At 57.6% G+C, this 23,450-nt stretch carries 22 protein-coding genes and 1 tRNA gene; 16 read left to right on the forward strand and 7 right to left on the reverse strand.

Features of this window, described 5'->3' with window-relative positions; translation table 11 throughout:
* Positions 1-321: 321 nt before the first annotated feature.
* A complete protein-coding gene (locus tag AC2FLD_RS01585) occupies positions 322-756 on the forward strand; it encodes a hypothetical protein (protein WP_496669765.1) in 435 nt (144 codons plus the stop codon).
* A gap of 11 nt (positions 757-767) precedes the next feature.
* Here AC2FLD_RS01585 and AC2FLD_RS01590 read toward each other — a convergent pair.
* The 4 genes from AC2FLD_RS01590 to pdxH form a co-directional block, all read right to left on the reverse strand.
* Positions 768-844 (reverse strand) — tRNA-Pro (locus AC2FLD_RS01590).
* Between the two features lie 43 nt (positions 845-887).
* On the reverse strand, positions 888-1,355 hold the full coding sequence (locus AC2FLD_RS01595; protein ID WP_496669761.1) for a DUF192 domain-containing protein: 468 nt from the start codon (positions 1,353-1,355) through the stop codon (positions 888-890).
* Positions 1,356-1,362: 7 nt separating this feature from the next.
* Positions 1,363-1,869: a cold-shock protein gene (locus AC2FLD_RS01600; protein WP_371255944.1), complete on the reverse strand. Its 507-nt coding sequence runs from the start codon at positions 1,867-1,869 to the stop codon at positions 1,363-1,365.
* A gap of 142 nt (positions 1,870-2,011) precedes the next feature.
* Positions 2,012-2,617 (reverse strand): pyridoxamine 5'-phosphate oxidase, encoded by a 606-nt coding sequence (pdxH, locus tag AC2FLD_RS01605; protein WP_050602571.1) that lies wholly within the window; start codon positions 2,615-2,617, stop codon positions 2,012-2,014.
* Positions 2,618-2,752: 135 nt separating this feature from the next.
* Here pdxH and fabI point away from each other — a divergent pair, with 135 nt between their 5' ends.
* The 5 genes from fabI (at position 2,753) to trpE (ending at position 8,758) form a co-directional block, all read left to right on the forward strand.
* Positions 2,753-3,559: an enoyl-ACP reductase FabI gene (gene fabI / locus AC2FLD_RS01610; RefSeq protein ID WP_050602351.1), complete on the forward strand. Its 807-nt coding sequence runs from the start codon at positions 2,753-2,755 to the stop codon at positions 3,557-3,559.
* A gap of 4 nt (positions 3,560-3,563) precedes the next feature.
* Positions 3,564-4,073, forward strand: a complete 510-nt coding sequence (gpt, locus tag AC2FLD_RS01615) for a xanthine phosphoribosyltransferase (RefSeq protein ID WP_050602350.1) — start codon at positions 3,564-3,566, stop codon at positions 4,071-4,073.
* Between the two features lie 64 nt (positions 4,074-4,137).
* Positions 4,138-5,313, forward strand: a complete 1,176-nt coding sequence (locus AC2FLD_RS01620; RefSeq protein ID WP_496669758.1) for an aminotransferase — start codon at positions 4,138-4,140, stop codon at positions 5,311-5,313.
* A gap of 80 nt (positions 5,314-5,393) precedes the next feature.
* Positions 5,394-7,235: a peptidylprolyl isomerase gene (locus AC2FLD_RS01625; protein WP_496669756.1), complete on the forward strand. Its 1,842-nt coding sequence runs from the start codon at positions 5,394-5,396 to the stop codon at positions 7,233-7,235.
* 11 nt (positions 7,236-7,246) lie between these two features.
* The gene (gene trpE, locus AC2FLD_RS01630) at positions 7,247-8,758 is read left to right on the forward strand and encodes an anthranilate synthase component I (RefSeq protein WP_496669755.1); all 1,512 of its coding nucleotides are present in this window, start codon (positions 7,247-7,249) and stop codon (positions 8,756-8,758) included.
* 72 nt (positions 8,759-8,830) lie between these two features.
* On the opposite strand, the gene AC2FLD_RS01635 is transcribed toward trpE, so the two are convergent.
* Complete coding sequence (locus AC2FLD_RS01635; protein ID WP_496669754.1) at positions 8,831-10,246, reverse strand: divergent polysaccharide deacetylase family protein; 1,416 nt, start codon at positions 10,244-10,246, stop codon at positions 8,831-8,833.
* Between the two features lie 199 nt (positions 10,247-10,445).
* Here AC2FLD_RS01635 and AC2FLD_RS01640 point away from each other — a divergent pair, with 199 nt between their 5' ends.
* From AC2FLD_RS01640 to lexA, 6 genes are all read left to right on the forward strand, one after another.
* Complete coding sequence (locus AC2FLD_RS01640) at positions 10,446-11,027, forward strand: anthranilate synthase component II (protein WP_496669752.1); 582 nt, start codon at positions 10,446-10,448, stop codon at positions 11,025-11,027.
* Positions 11,024-12,043, forward strand: a complete 1,020-nt coding sequence (trpD, locus tag AC2FLD_RS01645) for an anthranilate phosphoribosyltransferase (protein ID WP_496669750.1) — start codon at positions 11,024-11,026, stop codon at positions 12,041-12,043. Before AC2FLD_RS01640 ends, trpD begins: the two co-directional genes overlap by 4 nt.
* Entirely contained in the window at positions 12,040-12,852 is an 813-nt protein-coding gene (trpC, locus tag AC2FLD_RS01650) for an indole-3-glycerol phosphate synthase TrpC (RefSeq protein ID WP_496669749.1), read from the forward strand. The genes trpD and trpC overlap by 4 nt, the downstream gene beginning before the upstream one ends.
* A complete protein-coding gene (gene moaC, locus AC2FLD_RS01655; RefSeq protein ID WP_496669748.1) occupies positions 12,852-13,325 on the forward strand; it encodes a cyclic pyranopterin monophosphate synthase MoaC in 474 nt (157 codons plus the stop codon). Before trpC ends, moaC begins: the two co-directional genes overlap by 1 nt.
* Positions 13,322-14,494 (forward strand): molybdopterin molybdotransferase MoeA, encoded by a 1,173-nt coding sequence (locus tag AC2FLD_RS01660; protein ID WP_496669746.1) that lies wholly within the window; start codon positions 13,322-13,324, stop codon positions 14,492-14,494. Before moaC ends, AC2FLD_RS01660 begins: the two co-directional genes overlap by 4 nt.
* Positions 14,495-14,572: 78 nt before the next feature.
* Complete coding sequence (lexA, locus tag AC2FLD_RS01665; RefSeq protein WP_496669744.1) at positions 14,573-15,271, forward strand: transcriptional repressor LexA; 699 nt, start codon at positions 14,573-14,575, stop codon at positions 15,269-15,271.
* Here the strand turns inward: lexA and AC2FLD_RS01670 are convergent.
* Complete coding sequence (locus AC2FLD_RS01670; RefSeq protein ID WP_496669742.1) at positions 15,265-17,313, reverse strand: ComEC/Rec2 family competence protein; 2,049 nt, start codon at positions 17,311-17,313, stop codon at positions 15,265-15,267. The two genes, lexA and AC2FLD_RS01670, sit on opposite strands and share 7 nt — an antisense overlap.
* Before the next feature lie 78 nt (positions 17,314-17,391).
* Between AC2FLD_RS01670 and gltX the strand changes: the two genes are divergently transcribed.
* Both gltX and gltA read left to right on the forward strand, forming a co-directional pair.
* Positions 17,392-18,792, forward strand: a complete 1,401-nt coding sequence (gltX, locus tag AC2FLD_RS01675) for a glutamate--tRNA ligase (protein ID WP_496669981.1) — start codon at positions 17,392-17,394, stop codon at positions 18,790-18,792.
* Between the two features lie 122 nt (positions 18,793-18,914).
* Positions 18,915-20,210 carry a citrate synthase gene (gltA, locus tag AC2FLD_RS01680; protein ID WP_496669740.1) on the forward strand — a complete coding sequence of 432 codons (1,296 nt, stop codon included), beginning with the start codon at positions 18,915-18,917 and terminating at the stop codon, positions 20,208-20,210.
* A 265-nt stretch (positions 20,211-20,475) separates the two neighbouring features.
* Here the strand turns inward: gltA and AC2FLD_RS01685 are convergent, their stop codons facing one another.
* Positions 20,476-21,573, reverse strand: coding sequence for a PA0069 family radical SAM protein (locus AC2FLD_RS01685; RefSeq protein WP_496669739.1), 1,098 nt, complete (start codon positions 21,571-21,573; stop codon positions 20,476-20,478).
* Between the two features lie 243 nt (positions 21,574-21,816).
* On the opposite strand from AC2FLD_RS01685, the gene AC2FLD_RS01690 reads away from it, so the two are divergent.
* The gene (locus tag AC2FLD_RS01690; RefSeq protein WP_050602335.1) at positions 21,817-22,515 is read left to right on the forward strand and encodes a corrinoid protein; all 699 of its coding nucleotides are present in this window, start codon (positions 21,817-21,819) and stop codon (positions 22,513-22,515) included.
* A 275-nt stretch (positions 22,516-22,790) separates the two neighbouring features.
* Entirely contained in the window at positions 22,791-23,450 is a 660-nt protein-coding gene (locus tag AC2FLD_RS01695) for a DUF1638 domain-containing protein (protein ID WP_496669737.1), read from the forward strand.

Below are 23,450 nucleotides of genomic sequence, written 5' to 3' on the forward strand. Positions count from 1 at the left end.
GTTGGCTCATACAATTTGGCGTATGTTACCATAGAAGGTCAACGCCCTTTTTCAGCCATTTTTGAAATCTTTTTTGTTGACCTGAGCGCTGCGGAAGCCCGCCCATCCGCAGGTTCCGATTCCTCCACAGCTTCGTCCACGGCAAAATTCCGCCGACATTTCGAAGTCTCAAAACGAATTCCCGTGTTTACCAGCATAGTTATCTGCATTTGATCAACCAATGCCATACTGACTAAGGTGAAAGAGAATCATCTTCACTTGGTCTAACTGACCTGCGATTTGCGCCGGATGGTTCGCTCAGGTGTCAGAAGGTTCAAACGAATGAAGTTGTTTCACTTTGTTCCGGCTATCGCCTTCATCGTGGCCTGCACACCACAAGATGTGCCCATCGCGTCACGCAGCGCACAGTTCGAAACCTACCCTCAGCGTTTGTTCGATACCTTTGAAATCAATTGTTCAGGCCCTGGTGAATCTTTTGAGAAAACCGGGAAGCAAACTTTTGAATGCAGCGAGTTCTTGCCCCCCAATGCGGCAGCCTACCTGATTCTGAATTATGATGGCGATCCTCAAGACCTCCCTCAAAGTGTCATACGTCTTACATCGACGAAGACAAACGCCGGATATCGCGTGGACGCACAGGTCTTCTTCAATGTGCCGCAAAAAGCCGGCACCGCGGTCGAAGTTCCAGTTGAAAGTAAGGTCTTGGACCAAGCCATCAGCGAGCTCTACCAAACAATGGGAGGCTCGCTGACTTAGCTTGATGGAAGTGGTCGGGGCGGCAGGATTCGAACCTACGACCCCCTGTACCCAAAACAGGTGCGCTACCAGACTGCGCCACGCCCCGGACCGTGCGCCTTCCTAACGACGCCAATCTGATTTGAAAAGCCCTAACAGGGCCAAATCGCAGGACCTTGCGAAAAAATTTCATGCTGCATCTGTGTGCCGGGCGCAATTGAGTAGCGTGCGGACAATCCGGCATTGATTTCAAGCACTGCAAAAACGGAATCTCCGCCTTCGATTGGGGTCAGATCACCGGGAATCGCCCCCTCATGCACACGCGTGACCGTGCCAGTGCGATCCACAAAAATCATATCGAGAGGAATCAGGGTGTCCTTCATCCAGAACGCAACCCTTTGCGGTGGATCGAAGACAAACAACATCCCGGATCGATTCGGCAGGGATTCGCGAAGCATCAAACCGTGCGAACGCTCCTCGGGCGTTACTGCCAGCTCGATATCAAATCGAATTGTCGCGCTGTCATTTCTTAAAGTGACACGATCAACGCTGCATGCTGCAAACGCCCCACCCGCACATATCGTGATTAACAGGGTTAAGAGCGTCAGAATCCGTATCATCAAGAACTCAGCCGTCCAGTGCGGCTTCCCAAGCCAGCACTTGTGCCGCCATTCGGCCCCGTTTGCCGTCAATCACCCGCATAGCCAGAGCTTCGCCAGGTTGCAGATCAGCGAGACCGGAACGCCGCAACACTTCGATATGAAGGAAAACGTCTTCGCCGCGGCCAAAGACATTTGCAAAGCCAAAGCCCTTGCCCTTGTCGAACCACTTGACCCGTGCAGCTTCCAACGGAGCGGCGGCAATATCTACCGGGTCAAGCTCGGCAAAATCAGCCAGCATCATCGAGTCGGTCCGCGCCGGAGGATCGATCGCGACGACTTCCACCGCCTGAACGCCCCGGTCGGTGCGGTGCGTCATGATCTCGATCCCGGCACCATCCGCTACTGAGCTTTGACCGAAATTCCGCAGTACATTCACATGCAACAGAATATCTGGGCCGCCTTCGTCGGACACAACGAATCCATATCCCTTGGCAGGATCGAACCATTTCACGTGTCCACGGACGCGATACATATTGTTCAGGTCTTCTGGCACGGTTTTCCCATCGCGAATTTTAGCAGTTCGTTAAGGGTTTGTTGTTTATGGGAACGGCAGGCAAATTCAAGCTGAAAAAACTGTTTACTTTCTGCCCGTTGCATTTCACGACACGTGAACGTCATGGATTCAACCTTTCCACATGCCATGCCGATCCCGGCTCATTACGTTGCCATCTGAACCGGTCATGCAGGCGAAATGCCCCATCGGCCCAGAACTCAATCTCGGTCGGCGTCAGCCGGTACCCGCCCCAAAACGGGGGGCGTGGCGGATTCGGCCCCAGCTTTGCAGTCACTTTCGCCACGTCAGCCATCAGCGCGGTTCGGCTGGAAAGCGGTTGCGATTGCTTTGACGCCCAGGCGCCCAAACGGCTCTTTAGCGATCTCGATGCGTAATACTCATCCGCCTGAGGACCGTTTTCACGCGTTATTGTACCACGAACACGCAGTTGACGCCGCAAAGATTTCCAATGCATCACAAACGCGGCCTTGCCCGCGGCCTCCAACTCTGCCGCCTTCGCGCTTTCATAGTTGGTATAGAAAACAAACGAATCCGCTTCGATTTCCTTCAGCAGCACCATACGGGCATTCGGCAACCCATCAGGGTCGACGGTTGCAAGCGCAATCGCATTAGGATCATTCGGTTCTGTCTGTTCAGCCTCGGCAAGCCACCGACCCGCTATTACAAACGGATCAGTGCCAGCAAAGATGCCATCACGCTCGGTCATTTCCATCCCCTGGAAAGTATTAATGTCGAACCTAAGGCGAGAACCCGCTGCGGGCAAGAGCGCACGGCCTTGAAGCAACGCTACCAATGGCATACACCAACTCAACAGATCGCGAAGACAGGCGGAGAACCACACATGTCAAATCAGTTGATGGCCGGCAAACGCGGCCTCATCATGGGACTGGCCAATGACAAATCAATTGCATGGGGAATCGCCCGCGCCTTGTCCGACGCCGGGGCCGAGCTTGCTTTTTCCTATCAGGGCGACGCCCTGAAAAAGCGTGTCGACCCGCTTGCTGCACAATTGGGCAGCGAAATCGTCCTGCCCTGCGACGTGAGCGACGAGGCATCCATCGATGCTCTGTTCACCGCGCTGGAAGAAAAATGGGGCAAGTTGGACTTTATTGTTCATGCCATCGGTTTTTCCGACAAGAACGAGCTGCGCGGTCGCTACGTCGACACCAGCCGGGCGAATTTCAAGCTGACTATGGACGTGTCGGTTTATTCCTTCACCGCCGTTATGCAGCGGGCCGAAAAGATGATGGGCGAAGGCGGCAGCGCCGTCACCCTAACCTATTACGGTGCCGAACAAGTGATGCCTCACTACAACGTTATGGGCGTCGCCAAAGCCGCACTGGAGGCATCGGTGAAATATTTGGCCGAGGATCTGGGTAAGGACGGCATCCGCGTCAACTCGATCTCGGCCGGTCCGATCAAGACCCTGGCTGCCAGCGGCATCGGCGATTTCCGCTATATCATGAAGTGGAACGAGTATAACTCGCCCCTGCGTCGCAACGTGACCATAGACGATGTGGGCAAGTCGGCACTCTATCTGCTGTCAGATCTGTCCAGCGGCGTGACCGGGGAAAACCTGCACGTGGATTCGGGCTATCACATCGTCGGCATGAAAGCCGTTGATGCACCTGATGTAGAAAAGGGCTGAGATCATGAGTGCTAAGGACCGCCTGCCACACGAAAAAGGCTTTCACATCAGCTGGGACCAAATCCATCGCGACTCGCGCGCGCTGGCTTGGCGGCTCGACGGGCAAGGCCCGGACAATGGGGCCTGGCGCGCCGTTGTCGCCATCACACGCGGTGGCATGGCCCCTGCGATGATTGTCAGCCGAGAGCTGGACATTCGCACCGTGGATACCGTCAGCGTAAAATCTTACCACCATCAGGCTCAGGGTGAGGCCGAAGTGCTAAAAGCGCCCAATCAAGATCTGATGGGCGATGGCACCGGGATTCTGATCATCGACGATCTGGTCGACAGCGGCAAAACGCTGGAACTTGTGCGTGAGTTGTATCCCAACGCCCATTTCGCAACGGTCTATGCCAAACCCAAGGGCCGCCCGATGGTCAATACGTTCATCACCGAGGTCAGCCAGGACACCTGGATCTTCTTCCCCTGGGACATGGCACTGCAATATGTCGAGCCCTATCGCGGTACCGACTGATCCCTTCTTCTGTTCAAAAAACCTCGGAGTGTGGGGCTGAGCCTCGCAATAAGACCGGCACGCCATGACCCAGACTCGTACCAGCGCCACCTTTTCCCCTCCGGTGATGGAGGCGCGGCGATGGCTGGAAGGTGTCAACTTTCCCGCAGAGCGTCCGCTGATAAACGTCAGCCAGGCCGCACCGGTCGACCCGCCCCCGCTCGCGCTGCGCAAAGCGATGGCCGATTTTGCAGTGCAGGAAGATAGCGCTCATTTGTACGGGCCTGTTTTGGGGAATGACGACCTGCGCACGGAACTGGCGGCCCAGATCGGCGCGCATTACGCGGCACAGGTTGACGTATCTCAGACCGCAATCACCTCGGGCTGCAATCAGGCGTTTTCGGCTGTAGTCTCGGCGATCACCGATGAGGCAGATGAGGTGATTCTGCCAACGCCATGGTATTTCAATCATAAAATGTGGCTGGACATGGCAGGTGTGCGCACAGTGGATTTGCCGACGGGTGACGATCTGTTGCCCGATCCAGAGCTGGCACGTCAGCGGATCACCGGGAAAACGCGCGCCATCGCACTGGTTACGCCCAACAACCCCGGTGGCGTGGAATACCCCGCCGATCTGGTTCGAGCGTTCTATGACCTGGCGCGCGACAACGGGATTCGCTTGATCGTCGACGAAACCTATCGCGATTTCGACAGTCGCAGCGGCCCACCCCACGATCTGTTCCAGCAACCCGCCTGGGATGAGACGCTGATTCACCTCTATTCCTTCTCGAAATCCTATCGCCTGACCGGCCACCGGGTTGGTGCCATAGCAACAAGCCGTTCTCTTTTGGCCGAGGTCGAGAAATTCCTCGACACAGTCGCCATTTGCCCCGGCCAGATCGGCCAGTTCGCGGCCCTTTGGGGAATGCAGAACTTGTCACAATGGCTGGCGGGTGAGCGAGACGAAATTCTCGACCGTAGAGCTGCAATCAAAGATGGAATGCCTGCACTTGAAGCCAAAGGATGGCGTCTTTTAGGGCTTGGGGCGTATTTTGCTTATCTCGAACATCCGTTCGACATGCCTTCGGATGATCTGGCCCGCCGTCTGGTGGCTGAGACAGGCGTGCTGCTGTTACCCGGTACCATGTTCATGCCCGAACATGATCCCGCCGGAAGACGGCAGGTACGTGTGGCGTTCGCCAATCTCGACCGTGCGGGACTGGGACAATTGTTCGACCGGTTGCAGGGCCTGTCCTTCTAAGCTTGCCCCCCGGCGGTGTGCGTCGTATTCAGGGCCGCAACCGACAGGGCAGAACGCTGCCGCAAAAACAAGAGGGCACTATGGCCGCAGGCGCAAAAAGTCTTTCGAAAACCTTTGTCTGGATTCTGATGGGCCTGCTGATGCTGGGCCTAGCGGGCTTTGGCGCCACCAATCTCAGCGGTACGGTTCGAACCGTCGCGCAAGTGGGCGATGAAAGTGTCTCGGTCGAAGAGTTTGTGCGCGAGTTGCAGCGTGAAATCCGCGCAGTCGAAGCACAATCCGGCCAGCCCTTGCAAATGTCACAGGCGCGTGACCTTGGACTGGATCAGAACGCCCTTGCCCGTCTGACCGCATTGGCGGCTTTGGACAACGAAGTCGGCCAGCTTGGTATTTCCATTGGGGACGAGAATCTGCAGCAAGAGATCGTTGGAATCCAAGCCTTTCAGGGTGTGGACGGCAGCTTTGACCGTGAAGCCTATCGTTTTCAGCTGGAACAGGTTGGCATGACTGATTCCGAGTTTGAAACGGATCTGCGCAAAGAATCGGCGCGCACAATCGTGCAGGGCGCGATCATGGGTGGCGTCGCGATGCCTGCGACTCTGACAGATGCGATGACGGATTACATCGGCGCACGGCGCAGCTTCACGGTTGCGACCGTGGGCACCGAAGCTCTGGAGGCCCCGGTTGCCGAACCGACCGAGGTGCAAGTTCAGACTTTTTATGATGAAAACGGCGATCAGTTCACCCTGCCCCGCACCAAGCAGCTGACCTATGCGATCCTGTCACCCGCAATGCTGATCGACAGCGTTGAGGTGGATCAAGAAGCTCTGCGGAAACTCTATGAAGATCGTTCTGACGAATATAATCAACCCGAACGCCGCCTGGTGGAACGCCTGAACTTCCCTGATGAACAGGCCGCCAACGATGCCAAGGCGCAGCTCGAGGTCGGCGGCACCACTTTCGAACAACTGGTTCGCGACCGCGATCTTGAACTGAACGATATCGATCTGGGCGATGTAACCCGTGATGATCTGGGCGAAGCTGCGGATACCGTTTTTGCGGCTGATCTCGATTCTGTTGTCGGCCCCCTGCCTTCGGTATTTGGTCCGGCCCTGTTCCGGATCAACGGATCTCTGGCGGCGAACAATGTGCCTTTTGAGGATGCAGAACCGGCCTTGCGGGAAGAACTGGCAGCCGAGCGCGCGGGCCGCCTGATCGAGGCACAGTCCGAAGACATCAACGATATGCTGGCTGGCGGCGCCACGCTGGAAGAACTGGCGGATGAGACCGAAATGGAGCTGGGTCAGATCGACTGGACCCGCGAGAGTTCGGATGATGTCGCAGCCTATGACGGATTCCGCGTCGCCGCCGAGGCGGTGCAGGACGGTGATTTCCCGGAAATCGGCTTCCTCGAAGATGGGTCAATCTTTGCCCTGCGCCTGAATGAGGTTCTGCCGCGCCGCCCCGAGCCTTTGGACAGCGCGCGTGATCGAGTGGCTGCCGCATGGATACAGGCCGAAACCGACAAGGCGCTGAAAGATCGGGCGAATGCGGTTATGACTCAGTTGGCCACAGATGGCGACTTTACAACCACCGGTCTGCCGTTCCGCGTGGAAAACGCCCTGACCCGCACGGCGTTTCTGGATGACGTTCCCGTAGATTTCATGAATGAAGTGTTCCAGATGGAACCTGGCGAGCTGCGCGTCATTGGTGGCAATGGTGCAGCCCTGCTGGTGCGTCTGGACGAGGTTTTGCCACCTGCAGACACGGACGAGCTGCGCCAGCTGCGTGAAGCCCTGTCTGCGCAGATGAATCAGGCCCTGTCACAGAATATTTTCAACGCTTACGTGCGCGATGCACAGACACGCGCGCGCCCGGTCGTCGACCAACAGGCACTGAACGCCGTGCAGGCGAGCTTTTAAACGAGACCGATATGGCCCTGACACCCGAATTCGACACCTTCGCGCGCGCTTATGAAGCGGGCGAAAATCAGGTGGTCTACACACGGCTGGCCGCTGATCTGGACACGCCCGTGTCGCTGATGCTCAAGCTGACCGGCGCGCAAAAAGATGCGTTCATGCTGGAATCCGTGACTGGTGGCGAGGTACGCGGTCGTTATTCGATCATCGGAATGAAACCCGACCTGATCTGGCGGTGTCGTGGTGAAACATCTGAATTGAACCGCTCAGCCCGGTTCGATGCCGAGGCATTTTCGGCCCAAGATGGCAACCCGATGGACAACCTGCGCGCTTTGCTGGCCGAAAGCCGCATCGACCTGCCCGACGACCTGCCGCAGGCCGCCGCCGGGCTGTTTGGGTATCTGGGCTATGACATGGTGCGGCTGGTGGAATACCTACCGGATGTGAACCCCGATCCTTTGGGACTGCCCGATGCGATCATGCTGCGCCCTTCCGTTATTGCGGTTCTGGACGGTGTCAAAGGTGAGGTAACCGTGGTGTCCCCCGTCTGGGCGTCCGATGGGCAATCGGCCAAGGCTGCCTATGCTCAGGCCGCCGAGCGTGTGATGGATGGGGTACGCGATCTGGAACGCGCCATGCCCGCAGAGACCCGCGATCTGGGGGATGCGCGCGAGGTTGCTCCGCCAGTGTCGAACTTCACCAAGTCCGGCTATATGGAAGCGGTTGAAAAGGCCAAAGAGTACATCCGTGCAGGTGATATTTTCCAGGTCGTGCCAGCACAACGTTGGACGCAGGAATTCCTTCTGCCGCCTTTTGCGCTCTACCGTTCGTTGCGGCGCACCAACCCGTCGCCCTTCATGTTCTATTTCAACTTCGGCGGTTTTCAGGTCGTGGGTGCCAGCCCCGAAATTCTGGTGCGTGTGTTTGGCAGTGAAGTCACCATTCGCCCCATTGCAGGCACTCGCCCCCGGGGCGCGACGCCCGAAGAAGACAAGGCAAACGAACTGGATCTGCTGGCCGATAAGAAAGAACTTGCCGAGCATCTGATGCTTCTGGATCTGGGCCGCAACGATACAGGCCGTGTTTCCAAGATCGGCACCGTGCGTCCAACCGAAGAGTTCATCATCGAACGCTACAGCCATGTGATGCATATTGTGTCAAACGTGGTGGGTGAGCTGGCCGAAGACAAAGACGCGCTGGACGCGTTTTTTGCGGGAATGCCAGCGGGAACAGTGTCTGGCGCGCCCAAAGTGCGCGCGATGGAGATTATTGACGAGTTGGAACCGGAAAAACGCGGCATCTATGGCGGTGGCGTCGGATATTTCAGCGCGGGTGGCGACATGGATATGTGTATCGCGCTGCGCACAGCCATTGTGAAAGATCACAAGCTTTATATCCAGGCGGGTGGCGGTGTTGTTTACGACAGTAACCCAGAGGCCGAATTCATGGAAACTGTCCATAAATCCAACGCAATCCGGCGCGCGGCGGCAGATGCCGCGCGTTTCACGGGCAACGGAAACAGCTAAACGGAAAAAGGGCGGCAGATCAGAAGATCGCCGCCCTTTTTTCGATACGACTTCGATTTTGCGTCGTGCAGCTTACTGCACCTGTTTCATCATGACCGCCGAAATCGGGGCCATGGCCACGCGGCTACCCCGGTCTTCCAACCCCCAAAGCAACAGGGCCGAGATCGTTTCGGGGCGCACCCGACCCAGCATGACCACAGCGCCTTCCTGCCCGGCGCGGAACGCCGCCTGATCCAGGAATCGACGCATGACTTTAGGGTCCTGACGCGCGCCATCTATGTCACGGAACACAACACCCGATGGCGTACCGTTTCGGGCAGCCAGTTTCTGCACAGTGTTCAACCCGTTGTCCTGCGTGATCAATCCCCGGCCAGTCCCGGCGGCAATTTCTGCAACCTGATCAGCCAGTTTGCGGTTGCCGTGAATTCCGCTGTTCACCCCTTCCAGAATGCCGACGGTTTCGGGCAGAGTATCCAGCCAGACAGACAGGGAAACCTCGGCATCCTGAGCGGTCGCCGCCTCAGGCAAATCAGCAAGGGCCATGACTTCAAACCCGGCCGCGCGGTGCCGCGCCATCTTTTCCGCTGCATCGGGGTCAGACGGATTCACGGCAAAGCTGATCGGATATGGAAAATCCTGCAGTGCTTCGGTCCCGAACGCGCCTTCGTCATCGATCAGAATGATGGACATCAACGGTTTGGATTCAGGGTTCTCAAACTTTACCGCATAGCGTTCGATTGGCTTGCCCGATGGTGTCGGTTGTTCTGCCGATGCTTCCTCGACCACCGGATCACCATCCCGTTCTGTCAATGGAACCACACGTGTTCCAACCGTTGAACTGACGCTTGCCTGCTGTTCACTACCGATCTGGGGCAGTGCTGCGATGCGCGGCAACTTGCGTGGCAAAGTGTCTTCATCCCCTTCCACCGCAATCGGGCTGCTTTCAAACGGGTTTTCCTCTTCGGTATCCGCCGTTTGTGGCAAAGGGTCTTGTTCCGGTTGAAGAAGTGCAACCTCTGTTGTCTCGGGTTCTTCCGTGGGCGGGGTTGGTGTATCGTCGATCACGGCTGGTACAGCTTCGTCCTGCGGAACAGATGGGGCCAGGCTGGGTTCCGGCGGAGCAGCGGGTGCTTCGGTCACAACGGACACTTCAGTTACATCTGCGGCCTCGGGTTCGTCCACGACCTCAGCTGCCTCATCAACAACCGGCTGAGTATCTGACGACGATTCCAGCCCCGATAGATCGGCCAATTCCTCCGTCGCGTCATCGGCGACTTCCAGCGCACTGGGCGCCAGTTCCACCAGATCGGCATCAGAAACCGCTTCGGCCACCTCAGTCGGCGCCTCAGGTGTTTCAGAAATCGTCGGTGCCGGCGCTTGGGTTGAGACAACCGGCGTATTGGCCATCGGCGTCTTAAGCGACACGACCACGCCCAAGATCAAAACAACGATCGCCCCAGCGATCATTCCCCCGAAAAATCCGCCCATATTTCCTGCCTTTCGCCTCTTTTCTCTGCCTCGTCCAGCTCTGCGCCATCTGATGTGGCGCTCGGCCAATTGGACGCGTCAGAAACGGTATGTCCTCTTGACGCTGCCGCTCAAGCCTGAGCATGTATGTGCGGACATTATACCGTGGCCCGGGGCTGCATCGCCAGCCTGAAATGCCCAAGCGAAGATAAGTGCCCATATGCTGCTGCTGATCGACAACTACGATTCGTTTACCTACAATTTGGTACATTATTTAGGCGAACTTGGTGCCGAAATGGTCATTCGCCGAAATGATGCGCTGGATGTGCAGGAAGCGATGGCGATGAACCCCGCCGGAATACTGCTGAGCCCAGGCCCCTGCGACCCGGATCAGGCGGGGATATGCCTTGCGCTGACCGAAGCTGCCGCTGAAACCAGAACACCTTTGTTGGGGGTTTGCCTTGGCCACCAGACCATCGGTCAGGTTTTTGGCGGTAAAGTGGTGCGCTGCCACGAGATCGTGCACGGCAAAATGGGCACCATGAACCACACGGGTAAAGGCCTGTTTGCCGGTTTGCCCTCGCCCTTTGAGGCAACGCGGTACCATTCGCTGATCGTGGAACGCGAAACCCTGCCCGAATGCCTTGAGATCACGGCCGAGCTGGAAGATGGCACCATCATGGGTCTGCAACACAAGGAACTGCCCATCCACGGCGTGCAGTTCCACCCTGAGTCCATCGCATCCGAGCATGGTCACGCCTTGCTCAAGAACTTCCTGCAAGAACTGAAAGTCCCCGCATGAGCGACGCGCTTAAACCGCTGATCGGGGCCGCTGCCGATCGCCCATTGACTCGTGATGAAGCTGAAAAAGCCTTTGCCATTCTGTTCGAGGGCGAAGCCACACCCAGCCAGATCGGCGGATTGCTGATGGCCATGCGGACACGCGGCGAGACAGTCGACGAATACGCCGCAGCCGCCGCCGTGATGCGTTCAAAATGCAACGCCGTGTCGGCACCCGACGGGGCGATGGATATTGTGGGCACGGGCGGAGATGGAAAAGGCACTCTGAATATTTCGACCGCGACAGCTTTTGTAGTCGCCGGTGCCGGAGTCACGGTCGCCAAACACGGCAATCGCAACCTGAGTTCAAAATCCGGCGCGGCGGACGCTTTGGGTCAGATGGGTATCAACGTCATGGTTGGTCCGCAAGTTGTTGAGAACGCTTTGAAAGACGTCGGCATTGGCTTCATGATGGCCCCGATGCATCATCCGGCCATTGCCCATGTGATGCCATCACGCCAGGAGCTGGGCACGCGCACGATCTTCAACATTCTTGGTCCCCTGACCAATCCCGCTGGCGTCAAACGGCAATTGACCGGCGCGTTCAGTCGCGACCTGATCCGCCCGATGGCCGAAACGCTTGGTCTGCTGGGTTCAGACCGCGCGTGGCTGGTGCACGGCTCGGACGGGACGGATGAACTCACGATCACAGGCATAAGCTGGGTCGCTGCACTGGAAGACGGCACGATCAAAGAGGTTGAACTGCACCCCGAAGACGCTGGTCTGCCGGTTCATCCGTTCGAGGATATAATCGGCGGAACTCCGGAAGAAAACGCAGTGGCTTTCCGCGCACTGCTGGATGGTGCCCCGTCCGCTTATCGTGACGCCGTGCTGATGAATTCGGCTGCTGCTTTGGTCGTGGCCGAAGCTGCAAACGATCTTCGCGAAGGTGTCACCATGGCCGCCGAGAGCATCGACAGCGGCAAAGCCAAAGACAAAATCGCCGCTCTGGCCCGCAAGACACAGGAAGCCGCATGACCGAGACCGTTCTGGACAAGATCAAAGCCTACAAGCTGGAAGAGGTCGCAGCCGACAAGGCACAAAAATCCCTGGAAACACTGGAAGGTGAGGCGCGGGCCGCATCAGAAACCCGTGGCTTTGCGAAGGCTTTGCAATCCGCGTCCCGGCAAGGCTATGGCCTGATTGCCGAGGTCAAGAAAGCCAGCCCGTCCAAGGGTCTGATCCGCCCGGATTTCGATCCGCCTGTACTGGCCAAAGCGTATGAGGACGGGGGCGCTGCATGTTTGTCCGTGCTGACCGACGCCCCCAGCTTTCAAGGCGCCAAGGAATACCTGACGCAGGCGCGCGAGGCGACATCCCTGCCCGCCTTGCGCAAGGATTTCATGTATGACCCCTATCAAGTGGTCGAAGCCCGCGCCCTGGGTGCTGATTGTATTTTGATCATCATGGCATCCGTCAGCGAAGATCAGGCGGCTGAGTTGGAACAGACCGCCTTCGATTGGGAGATGGATGTTCTGATCGAAGTGCATGACGAAGCGGAACTGGAACGCGCGGCCCAGTTGAAAAGCCCGTTGATCGGCATCAACAACCGCAATCTCAAAACCTTCGAGACCACACTCGACACCACACGGCGCTTGTCCAAGCTGGTGCCTGCAGACCGTACCATTGTCTGTGAAAGCGGTCTGGGAACGCCGGATGACCTGAAGGACATTGCGCGCTACGGTGCCCGGTGCTTCCTGATCGGTGAAAGCCTGATGCGTCAGGACGATGTCGAGGCCGCCACGCGTCATATCCTGTCGAACCCTCTGATCCCCGGAGTGATGTGATGCCGCTGACCCATTTTGACGCGCAAGGTCAGGCGCATATGGTTGATGTGTCGGACAAAGACGTGACCGACCGTGTCGCCGTTGCTGCCGGGCACATCAGGATGGCAGCGGAAACCTTTGAAATCATTTCAGAAGGACGCGCGAAAAAGGGTGATGTCCTTGGCATTGCCCGTCTGGCCGGCATCATGGGAGCAAAGAAAACACCAGACCTTATCCCCCTGTGCCACCCTTTGCCTGTTACAAAAGTGGCAGTCGAATTGACGCTTGATCCCGATCTGCCGGGTGTTCAGATCGAGGCTACGGTCAAAACCTCGGGACAGACAGGTGTCGAGATGGAAGCCCTGACCGCTGTCTCAACCGCTGCATTGACGGTGTACGACATGACCAAAGCCGTCGACAAAGCGATGGAGATTGGCGGCATCCGCGTTCTACTGAAAGACGGCGGAAAATCAGGGCGTTACGAGGCAAAATGATAACGGTCGAAGAGGCACGCGCCCTGCTGTTCGATCTGGTGGGCCCCTTACCTTCGGAAGAGGTTCCTCTGGCACAATCCGCCGGGCGTGTTTTGGCGCAGGATGTTGTGGCGGGACGGAACCAGCCGCCCTTCGCCGCTTCGTCGATGGATGGGTATGCGGTGAAAGCCGCCGAAGTTGAGCTGCACGCCATGTTCAAGGTTGTCGGCGAATCCGCAGCGGGCCATCGGTTTGACGGCCAAGTCGGCCCCGGTCAGGCGGTGCGCATCTTCACCGGTGCGCCGATCCCCGAGGGCGCGGGCTTTGTGGTGATACAGGAAGATACTGACCGCCGCGGAGACTTGATCACGATTACCGACGATCCGGGCCCTAAAACAAATATCCGTCCTGCTGGCGTCGATTTTGAAATTGGCACAACCATTTCAGCGCCGCGTTTGATCCGAGCCGAGGATGTGGCCCTGATGGCCGCAATGAACACCCCGCGCGTCACGGTTGCGCGCAAACCGGTGATCGCCCTGATCTCGACTGGTGATGAGCTGGTTATGCCAGGGGAAGAGCCCGGTCCGGATCAGATCATCGCCTCGAACACATTCGGCCTGCAGGCGTTGCTTGAAGGCTTGGGGGCAACGGTGCGGGTTCTGCCCATTGCGCGCGATACCGTTTCCTCGCTTGAAACCGCGTTTGGCCTGGCGCATGGGGCCGATCTTGTCGTGACAATCGGCGGTGCGTCTGTTGGTGACTATGACCTTGTCTCGGATGTTTCGCAGGGATTGGGAATGGAACGGTCCTTCTACAAGATCCGAATGCGCCCGGGAAAACCGCTGATGGCCGGGCGTATTGGCGAAACGGCAATGGTCGGCCTGCCGGGCAATCCGGTCAGCGCCATGGTCTGCGGCTATCTGTTTCTGGCTCCTATGGTGCGCCGAATGCTGGGGCTGGACCACGTGGTTCCGCCTTTCCGTACCGCGCTACTCACGGAGCCTTTGTCGAAAAACGGACCGCGAGAGCACTATATGCGCGCGGTTCTGAGCGATGCGGGCATTGCGGCTTGCGCGGATCAAGACAGCTCGCTTCTCAGCGTTCTGGCGCAGGCCAACGCGCTTTTGATGCGCCGACCGCACGATCCCGCCCAAAAAATCGGAGAAACGGTTCAGTACCTGCCCATCTGAGATGTTCTCAAATCCATTGACACAAAACGTGAACATGCGTAGAACAAAAGAAAACGTATGAGCGACGAGGTGTGAGCGATGCTGACCAAGAAGCAATTGGATTTGCTGGAATTCATCCACAAACGCGTGCAGGCTGACGGTGTTCCGCCCAGTTTTGACGAAATGAAGGCCGCGCTTGATCTGCGGTCGAAATCCGGCATCCACAGATTGATCACCGCGCTGGAAGAGCGCGGGTTTATCCGCCGCCTTGCCCATCGCGCCCGTGCTATTGAGATTGTGAAACTTCCTGAAAGCCTGGGTGGCGAACCCACTACCGGGTTCACGCCCCGTGTGATCGAAGGTGACAAACCGGAAGGCCGCCGCCCAGCCAATGTTGAACCTGTTTCGGTAGACGCGCTGGAGCTGCCGGTCATGGGCCGGATCGCAGCCGGTGTTCCGATTGAAGCCATCAGCCATGTCTCGCACCATGTTGCCGTCCCCGGCCCCATGGTCTCCGGCAAGGGTGAGCATTACGCGTTGGAGGTCCGCGGTGACTCGATGATCGACGCGGGTATTAACGACGGTGATGTGGTGGTGATCCGGGAAACTTCGACCGCAGACAACGGCGACATCGTGGTTGCGCTGGTCGAAAATCAGGAAGCCACGTTGAAGCGGTATTTTCGCCGTGGCAACGCCATCGCGCTCGAGGCTGCCAACCCGGTCTACGAGACGCGCGTACTGCCCGAGGAAAAGGTCAAGGTGCAAGGCCGCCTTGTGGGCCTGATCCGGACCTACTGATTTCGCCTGGAACGGAGGTCCCCGGCAGGGTTCGGGGACCAGAGCCTGCGCCCGGTGAGCTCAGCACTTGATACCAGTTTACCGTCCAGAACGGAAAGGCTGCCGGTTTCATACAAACGATCCGGGTCAAACACCCCGCATGACCCTTGCAGATCAAGGGCTATGGCAGAGACGATGATCTGGTTTTCCTTGCATTCTTTAAATCCGTTTGCCGCCCGTTTGCCGGTCAGGTGGATTATTTCCTGCTCCTTCAGCAGATAGCGTTGGACCGCGTTTTTCTCTGGCCACCTGAGCGCCGCCTGAGACTGATCGACACCGTCCCCATCATTCTCCAACCAGACGGTCGCGACAAACCCGCTGCCTTTGTTTTTGCTTAGCGCGCGGCCTTGTTCGGTCATCACCCCCACCAACCCTCCGGTCTCGGCGATCAGGACGTCAGGACGTTGCCCTTCGGTCCACAACAGAAAACCCGCAAGAACAGGCCCCGCCCCAACCCACCGCGCGTGTCCTTGCCACAACGCGGTCCACAAAGCGCCCAACGCGATAAGAGGCAGAATGTACCACGGCGGACCAACTACATATCCCTGTGCGCCATCCAGGTTCGAAACCCAATGCGACACCGTCAATATCCAGTTCAGGGCCAAGCCCATCACCGTCAGGGGAATCGCCTCGAGCCCCAGAGGAGCCAGTAACGCGGCAACCACCGCCGCCGGGACAACAAACAAACCCATGACCGGAACAGAGAGCAGGTTCGCCAAAAGCCCGTAGTGCGACATGGTGTTAAAATGCGCGGCACCGATCGGAGCAGTTGCAATCCCTGCTATAGCTGAGGACATCAGAACGCCCACCGCCGGTTTAAGCCATTTCGGTCCGGGCATGGAACCAAATTCGCGCAGCGCTCCGAACACGGCGACCAGTGCGGTGGTGGCAGCAAATGACATCTGAAATCCCGGGCTCAGCAGTGATTCTGGTCTGAGGATCAGGACGATCACCGCCGCAACGGCCACAGCACGCAGTGATATAGCCCGACGGTCGATCAGCACGGCGCCCAACATGACCGTGATCATGACAAAGGCGCGCTCGGTGGCGACATTTCCCCCGGACAACATCAGATAGATGGTCGCCGCAAGCAAAGCACACACAGCAGCCACCTTTCGAACTAGTACCCGCAGCGCAAGCGGTGGGATGAGCGACAGACCGATGCGGCAGGCCACAAAGACGAATCCCGTCAGCAGCCCCATATGCAGACCCGATATGGCCAGCAAATGCGCCAGGTTTGAAGCCCGCAGCGACGACAGCGTCTCTTGTCCCATGCCACTGCGATCTCCGGTGGTCACAGCAGCAGCAAAACCACCGATTTCCCCCGGAAGAACTTCTTTCACGCGCTCGGAAATGGCCATGCGTATGGCGGTTAGCCGAACGCCTTCGATCCCGTCTGACGCAGGCGCGATGGTTAAAACAGGGACGCGGGTGTACCCCACCGCGCCTAAACTCTGGAACCAGGCATGGCGGCGGAAATCGAACCCGCCGGGCTCAACCGGGCCTTGTGGCGGAGACAGATGCGCCGTTGTCATGATCCTTTGCCCCGGTGCGATTGATCCTGTTGGGGCATGCACGGAAAGACGGATGCGCTGCGGCCTTCGCTCCTGCGGCACGTCCCCTATACGTACCTGATCGAGCGTCAACCGCAACGCATCCGAGGCAGACCGATCCATGGCGACGACCCTCCCCTCGACAGGGCCATAATATCGCCATGACAGAACCGGTTCTGCCACCATATGGGCGCGAGCACCTGCCAGGCAGAAACCTGCAGCGATCAGCGCCCCCCCGATGGTCAACGACCCCACCCCCGGCGGAAGCCAGCGGCGCAAAACGATAAGTGCCAGGCACAGACAGACCAGACCTGCGTATTCCGGCAACGCGGGCTCTGACCGGATGTTGAAATACAGGCCAATTCCCGTTGCCAGCAAGACCGGTGTCCATGGGAACAGGTACCCTGTCTGGTGCAGCAGCGCGGCCTCAACCCGTGTAAGAACACGCATGGTTGCCCCCGTCCTTCGGGCTCGTTAGACAGGCGTCAATCTATGCCAGATACGGTTACCAAAAGGTTAATCCCCACCATGTCCGACCAGGTCGTCACTCGTTTTGCCCCTTCACCCACCGGTTTTCTGCATATCGGCGGCGCGCGCACCGCGCTGTTCAATTGGCTCTACGCTCGGGGCCGTGGCGGCAAGTTCCTGTTGCGGATTGAAGACACCGACCGCGAACGCTCGACCCCCGAAGCAACTGCCGCAATCCTTCAGGGCATGGCATGGCTGGGTCTGGACCATGACGGTGAAGTGATCAGCCAGTTCGACGGCGCAAGCCGCCATGCTGAGGTTGCCCATCAACTGCTGTCCAAGGGTAAGGCGTACAAGTGTTTCTCGACTCAGGAGGAAATCGCTGCCTTCCGCGAACAGGCGCGCGCCGAAGGGAAATCGACCCTGTTCCGAAGCCCCTGGCGCGACGCCGATCCGACGACACATCCCGATGCGCCGTTCGTCATCCGTATCAAGGCCCCGCAGGATGGGGTGACCGTCATCCGTGATCAGGTTCAAGGCGGTGTCACCATCCGCAACGATCAACTGGACGACATGATCCTGCTGCGCTCGGATGGCACACCTGTCTACATGCTGGCGGTGGTGGTCGACGATCATGACATGGGCGTCACCCATGTTATTCGCGGCGACGATCACCTGAACAACGCAGCGCGCCAGATGATGATCTATGAGGCGATGGGCTGGGACGTTCCGGTTTGGGCGCACATCCCGCTGATACACGGGCCCGACGGCAAGAAATTGTCGAAACGTCATGGCGCGCTTGGTGCGCAGGAATATCAGGCCATGGGTTATCCCGCGGCTGGAATGCGTAATTACCTGGCTCGTTTGGGTTGGAGTCATGGTGATGACGAATTTTTTACGGATGCCCAAGCAAAAGAATGGTTCGATCTGGACGGGATCGGCAAAAGCCCGGCCCGTTTCGATCTGAAAAAGCTGGAGAATCTCTGCGGCCAGCATATTGCCATCTCTGATGATGCTGCGCTGCGGCAAGAAATTGAAGATTACCTTGCGGCAGCGGACCTTCCTGCTCTCACCTCGACACAATCCGGTGATCTGGAACGTGCGATGTATTGCCTCAAGGATCGGGCACGCACTTTCCCGGAACTCCTTGAAAAAGCGCATTTTGCACTGACCGAACGCCCAATTTCTCCCGATGAGAAGGCGACAAATGCACTGGCAACTGTATCCGACGGTATACTGTCGGAATTGACGCCGCAGCTGCAAAATGTTAGCTGGTCCCGGAACGAACTGGAGGAGGTCCTGAATTCCTTTGCCGAGTCAAAGGAGCTCAAGTTCGGCAAGTTGGCAGGCCCGCTACGGGCTGCGCTGGCAGGCCGGGCCGTTACACCTTCGGTTTTTGATATGATGCTGGTGCTGGGACGGGATGAAACCCTGGCGCGGCTCACTGAGGCAGCGAAATAAACCCAACCTTCATAAACGGGTAACGCTGCTCCGCTAACACCCGGATTGCGCGTCCGCGCGCAGTCGTTGCCCGTATCGCCAGAGGTCCGTCCGGCGTACGCATGAATGAAGAAGGGACAACTATGACTGACAGCAACAAAACAGCCACTCTGACTGTTCACGGCAAAGATTACGAGTTGCCAGTTCATTCCCCGACCACCGGCCCTGACGTTGTCGATATTCGCAAGCTTTACGGTCAGGCCGGGGTTTTTACCTACGATCCGGGCTTCACCTCGACCGCCAGTTGCGACAGCACCATCACCTATATCGACGGGGAAAAAGGCGAGCTGCTGCATCGGGGCTATCCGATCGACCAACTGGCCGAGAAGTCGCACTTCCTCGAGGTTTGCTATTTGCTGCTGTACGGAGAACTGCCTGCGGCAAAGGCTCTGGAGAAGTTCGAAACCACGATCACTCGTCACACCATGCTGCACGAGCAGATGCAGTATTTCTATCGTGGTTTCCGCCGCGACGCGCACCCAATGGCCATCATGGTCGGTGTTGTCGGTGCGATGTCGGCCTTCTATCACGACTCGACCGATATCGCGGATCCGCAGCAACGTGAGATCGCATCGCATCGCCTGATCGCCAAGATGCCAACGATTGCAGCCTGGGCCTATAAATACCACACAGGTCAGCCCTTCGTGTATCCGCGCAACGATCTGGACTATGCGTCCAACTTCCTGCGCATGTGTTTCAGCGTTCCGGCCGAAGAATATGAGGTGAACCCGATCCTCAGCCGCGCGATGGACCGCATCTTTACCCTACACGCCGATCATGAGCAGAACGCGTCAACGTCGACCGTGCGTTTGGCGTCGTCCTCGGGTGCAAATCCGTTCGCGTGTATCGCGGCTGGCATCGCTTGCCTGTGGGGTCCGTCCCATGGTGGTGCGAACCAGGCGTGTCTGGAGATGTTGGAAGAGATCGGCACAGTTGATCGCATTCCTGAGTACATCGCTCGAGCCAAAGACAAAAACGATCCGTTCCGCCTGATGGGCTTTGGTCACCGCGTCTATAAGAACTTCGATCCGCGCGCCAAAGTTATGAAGCAATCGGCCGATGAAGTGCTGGATCTGCTGGGTGTTGAAGACAACCCGAAACTGCAGGTTGCCAAGGAGCTGGAGCGCGAAGCGCTGGAAGATCCGTACTTCGCCGACAAAAAACTGTTCCCGAATGTGGACTTCTATTCGGGCATCATCCTCGAGGCGATGGGTTTCCCAACCTCAATGTTCACGCCGATTTTCGCCCTGTCGCGCACAGTGGGCTGGGTCAGCCAGTGGAAAGAAATGATCGCCGATCCTCAGAACAAGATCGGACGCCCACGCCAGCTGTATCTGGGCGAGACGCTGCGGGATTACGTGGATATCGAAAACCGCTGATCCGTCGCAGAGCAGTTCATTTGACAAAAGGACCCCGGTTTGACCGGGGTCTTTTTTTGGACCGCTGCTCATCAGCGTTGCCGAAGTGTAGTCATGCATCAGTAATTTCCGGGTCGAAGAGCGCGAAGGTTCAAACAGTTTCGATCTCGGGCCTTGGGGGCCTGGTGTGATTGACCGCGTGTTGTTTGGTCCGTCTGATCTGCACTGCTGGCCGTTTCGGTCATCGTTTTGCGACCTCTGCGGCATAAGCTTCTGATCTTTCCAATCAAAACAGACGCATCTGATCCCCCGGCTGTGGCGGTACGGCAAACAGGTCGCAACGCAACGGTGCGGATTTGACCGACAAACCAAGGCGTTTGCAGACCTTCGAGAATCTCTGCGCGATGATCCCGGCATAGACACCCTCACCTCGCATTCGGTGCCCCCAACGGGGATCATAATCGCGCCCTCCGTGCATGTCGCGCAGCTTGGACATGACCTTCTCGGAACGGGCTGGTTCATGCTCTGCCAGCCAGTCCTGCCACAGCTGTGATACCTCGCGTGGCAACCGCAGCATGATCCAGCTGGCGGCATCTGCTCCGGCCTCCTGCCCCGCTTCCAGAAGGTTCTCAAGTTCATGATCGGTCAAACCTGGCACAATCGGGGAAGTCATGACGCGTACCGGAACCCCTGCCTCGGTCAGAGTGCGGATCATACGCAGACGCCGTTCCGGTGACGGTGCGCGAGGCTCCATCCGGCGCGAGAGAGTTGCGTCCAAAGTGGTCAGCGAGATCCCAACACGCACCAGCCCATGGCTGGCCATTTCAGCCAGAATGTCCAGATCCCGCTCGATCAGAGCACCCTTGGTGACAATTGCGACCGGATGGTTGAATTCGCGCAGCACCTCAAGACAGGACCTTGTAATAAAGCGATTTTTCTCGATGGGCTGATAGGGGTCGGTGTTTGTACCAATGGCCAGCGGAGCCACCTTGTAGGATTTTGACGACAATTCCTTGCGCAACACACTGTTCATGTTTGGGCGGGCGGTCAGGCGAGTTTCGAAATCCAGCCCTGCGGACAGACCCAGATAGGCATGGCTGGGCCGGGCAAAACAATAGACACACCCATGTTCGCACCCCCGATACGGATTGATGGAACGGTCAAACGGTAGATCCGGAGACCGGTTATACGTAATCGCACTGCGCGCCACCTCATCCCGTGTTTCAGTGCGCAGAGGCGGCAGGGATTCGTCACTCTCCCACCCGTCATCGGCGGCGACAGTGGCAAAGCGTTCGAACCGTCCGGCGGCGTTCAAACGTGTTCCTCTGGCTTTCGGAGTTTGTATGGCGCTCATTTCGACAGCTTGTTCTATGTTTGTTCTCATTCGGAACGTACTCCTGCGACGCGTCCGGTGCAAGTCATCCATGCGCCAGCCAAAACAGGCATGATCAAACGGAGCACACGATAATCATGCAGATTTTTCATTCGAGCCGGTCAATTTTTTGACCTATAGGTCGGTCCCGAAACGACCGACGTCGCAATCGTCACAGTCAGGATGCGACGTTTTGGCCAAAACGATAAAAATGCCACCACGGGCCGATAGCCCGCCCAGCACAGGGAATACCCCATGTCCGACGAAGAAGACATCATCCTGTCCGAACTGAACGACGACGAATTGGTCGAACAGATGTTCGACGATCTCTATGACGGTCTGAAAGAAGAGATCGAAGAAAGCACCAACATCCTGCTGGAACGCGGATGGACCCCGTATGACATCCTGACAAAAGCGCTGGTTGGTGGCATGACCATCGTGGGCCATGACTTCCGCGACGGCATCCTGTTCGTGCCCGAAGTTCTACTGGCCGCCAACGCCATGAAGGGCGGTATGTTCATCCTCAAGCCGTTGCTCGCAGAAACAGGCGCACCGCGCGTCGGCAAGATGGTCATCGGCACCGTCAAAGGCGATATCCACGACATCGGCAAAAACCTTGTTTCGATGATGATGGAAGGCGCCGGTTTCGAAGTTGTCGATCTGGGAATCAACAACCCGGTCGAGAATTACCTGGAAGCGCTTGAAACCGAGCAACCAGATATTCTGGGCATGTCTGCGCTGCTGACCACCACAATGCCTTACATGAAGGTGGTTATCGACACGTTGGTCGAACAAGGTGTGCGTGATGACTATATCGTTCTGGTTGGCGGCGCCCCGCTGAACGAAGAGTTTGGCAAGGCCATCGGTGCAGACGCCTATTGCCGTGACGCTGCGGTTGCAGTGGAAACCGCAAAAGACTTTGTAGGCCGCAAGCACAATCAGCTGGCTGGCTGAGCCGCCTGAGATTTTTTTGAAAAGGGCCGTTCACATTTGGGCGGCCCTTTCTCGTTTTGGAAGGCAGAACCGCCTATGTTTAGTGCAAGCCCCTAGACCTTCAATTTGGGACTGCACCGTTTGGTCGACGTTTATGCAAATCCGACCAACTTGTTAGTCTTCTGCTGACAGCGCTCGACAGCTGAGGTCGGCAGCTTGCCATCACAGGTCGGAACAGGGCTTGCCTGCGCTTGATATTCATCCTCTTCTTGGAAGAACTCAGAGGACGCCACACCATGCAAAAAGACGCCCTGCCCGATGATGCCAGCCTGACGACCAAAGGCTACGCCAACACCGATTCCGGTCGCATCCTGCTGATCGCCTGCGGGGCGTTGGCCAAAGAGATTCTGGATATCAAATCGCGCAACGGCTGGGATCATATTGCGCTGACCTGCCTGCCCGCCATTCTGCATGTCCATCCGGAACGGATTACGCAGGCGGTGGAAGACGCGGTGGCCAAGCACCGTGACCAGTTCGACAAAATCTATGTGGTCTACGCCGACTGCGGAACCGGTGGCCTATTGCAGCAAGCCTGCGAAAAACTTGGAGTCGAGATGGTGAAAGGTCCCCATTGCTATTCCTTTTTCGAAGGCAACCAAGCCTTCGACGCGCGCGGCGAAGACGAAACCACAGCTTTCTACCTGACCGACTTTTTGGCCAGGCAATTTGACGCCTTTGTCTGGAAACCGCTGGGCCTGGATCGCCACCCGGAACTGCGGGATATGTACTTCGGCAACTACACCAAACTGATCTATCAAGCGCAGATCGACAGCCCGGAACTGACGGAGCGCGCGCGCCAATGCGCGGACAAGATGGGTTTGGAGTTCGAGCGCCGCTTTACCGGTTATGGCGATCTTGAAACCACATTGTCAGATTGGGCAAACCGCCCGACCTGA

Source organism: Ruegeria sp. CDSA021 (genome assembly GCF_059612325.1).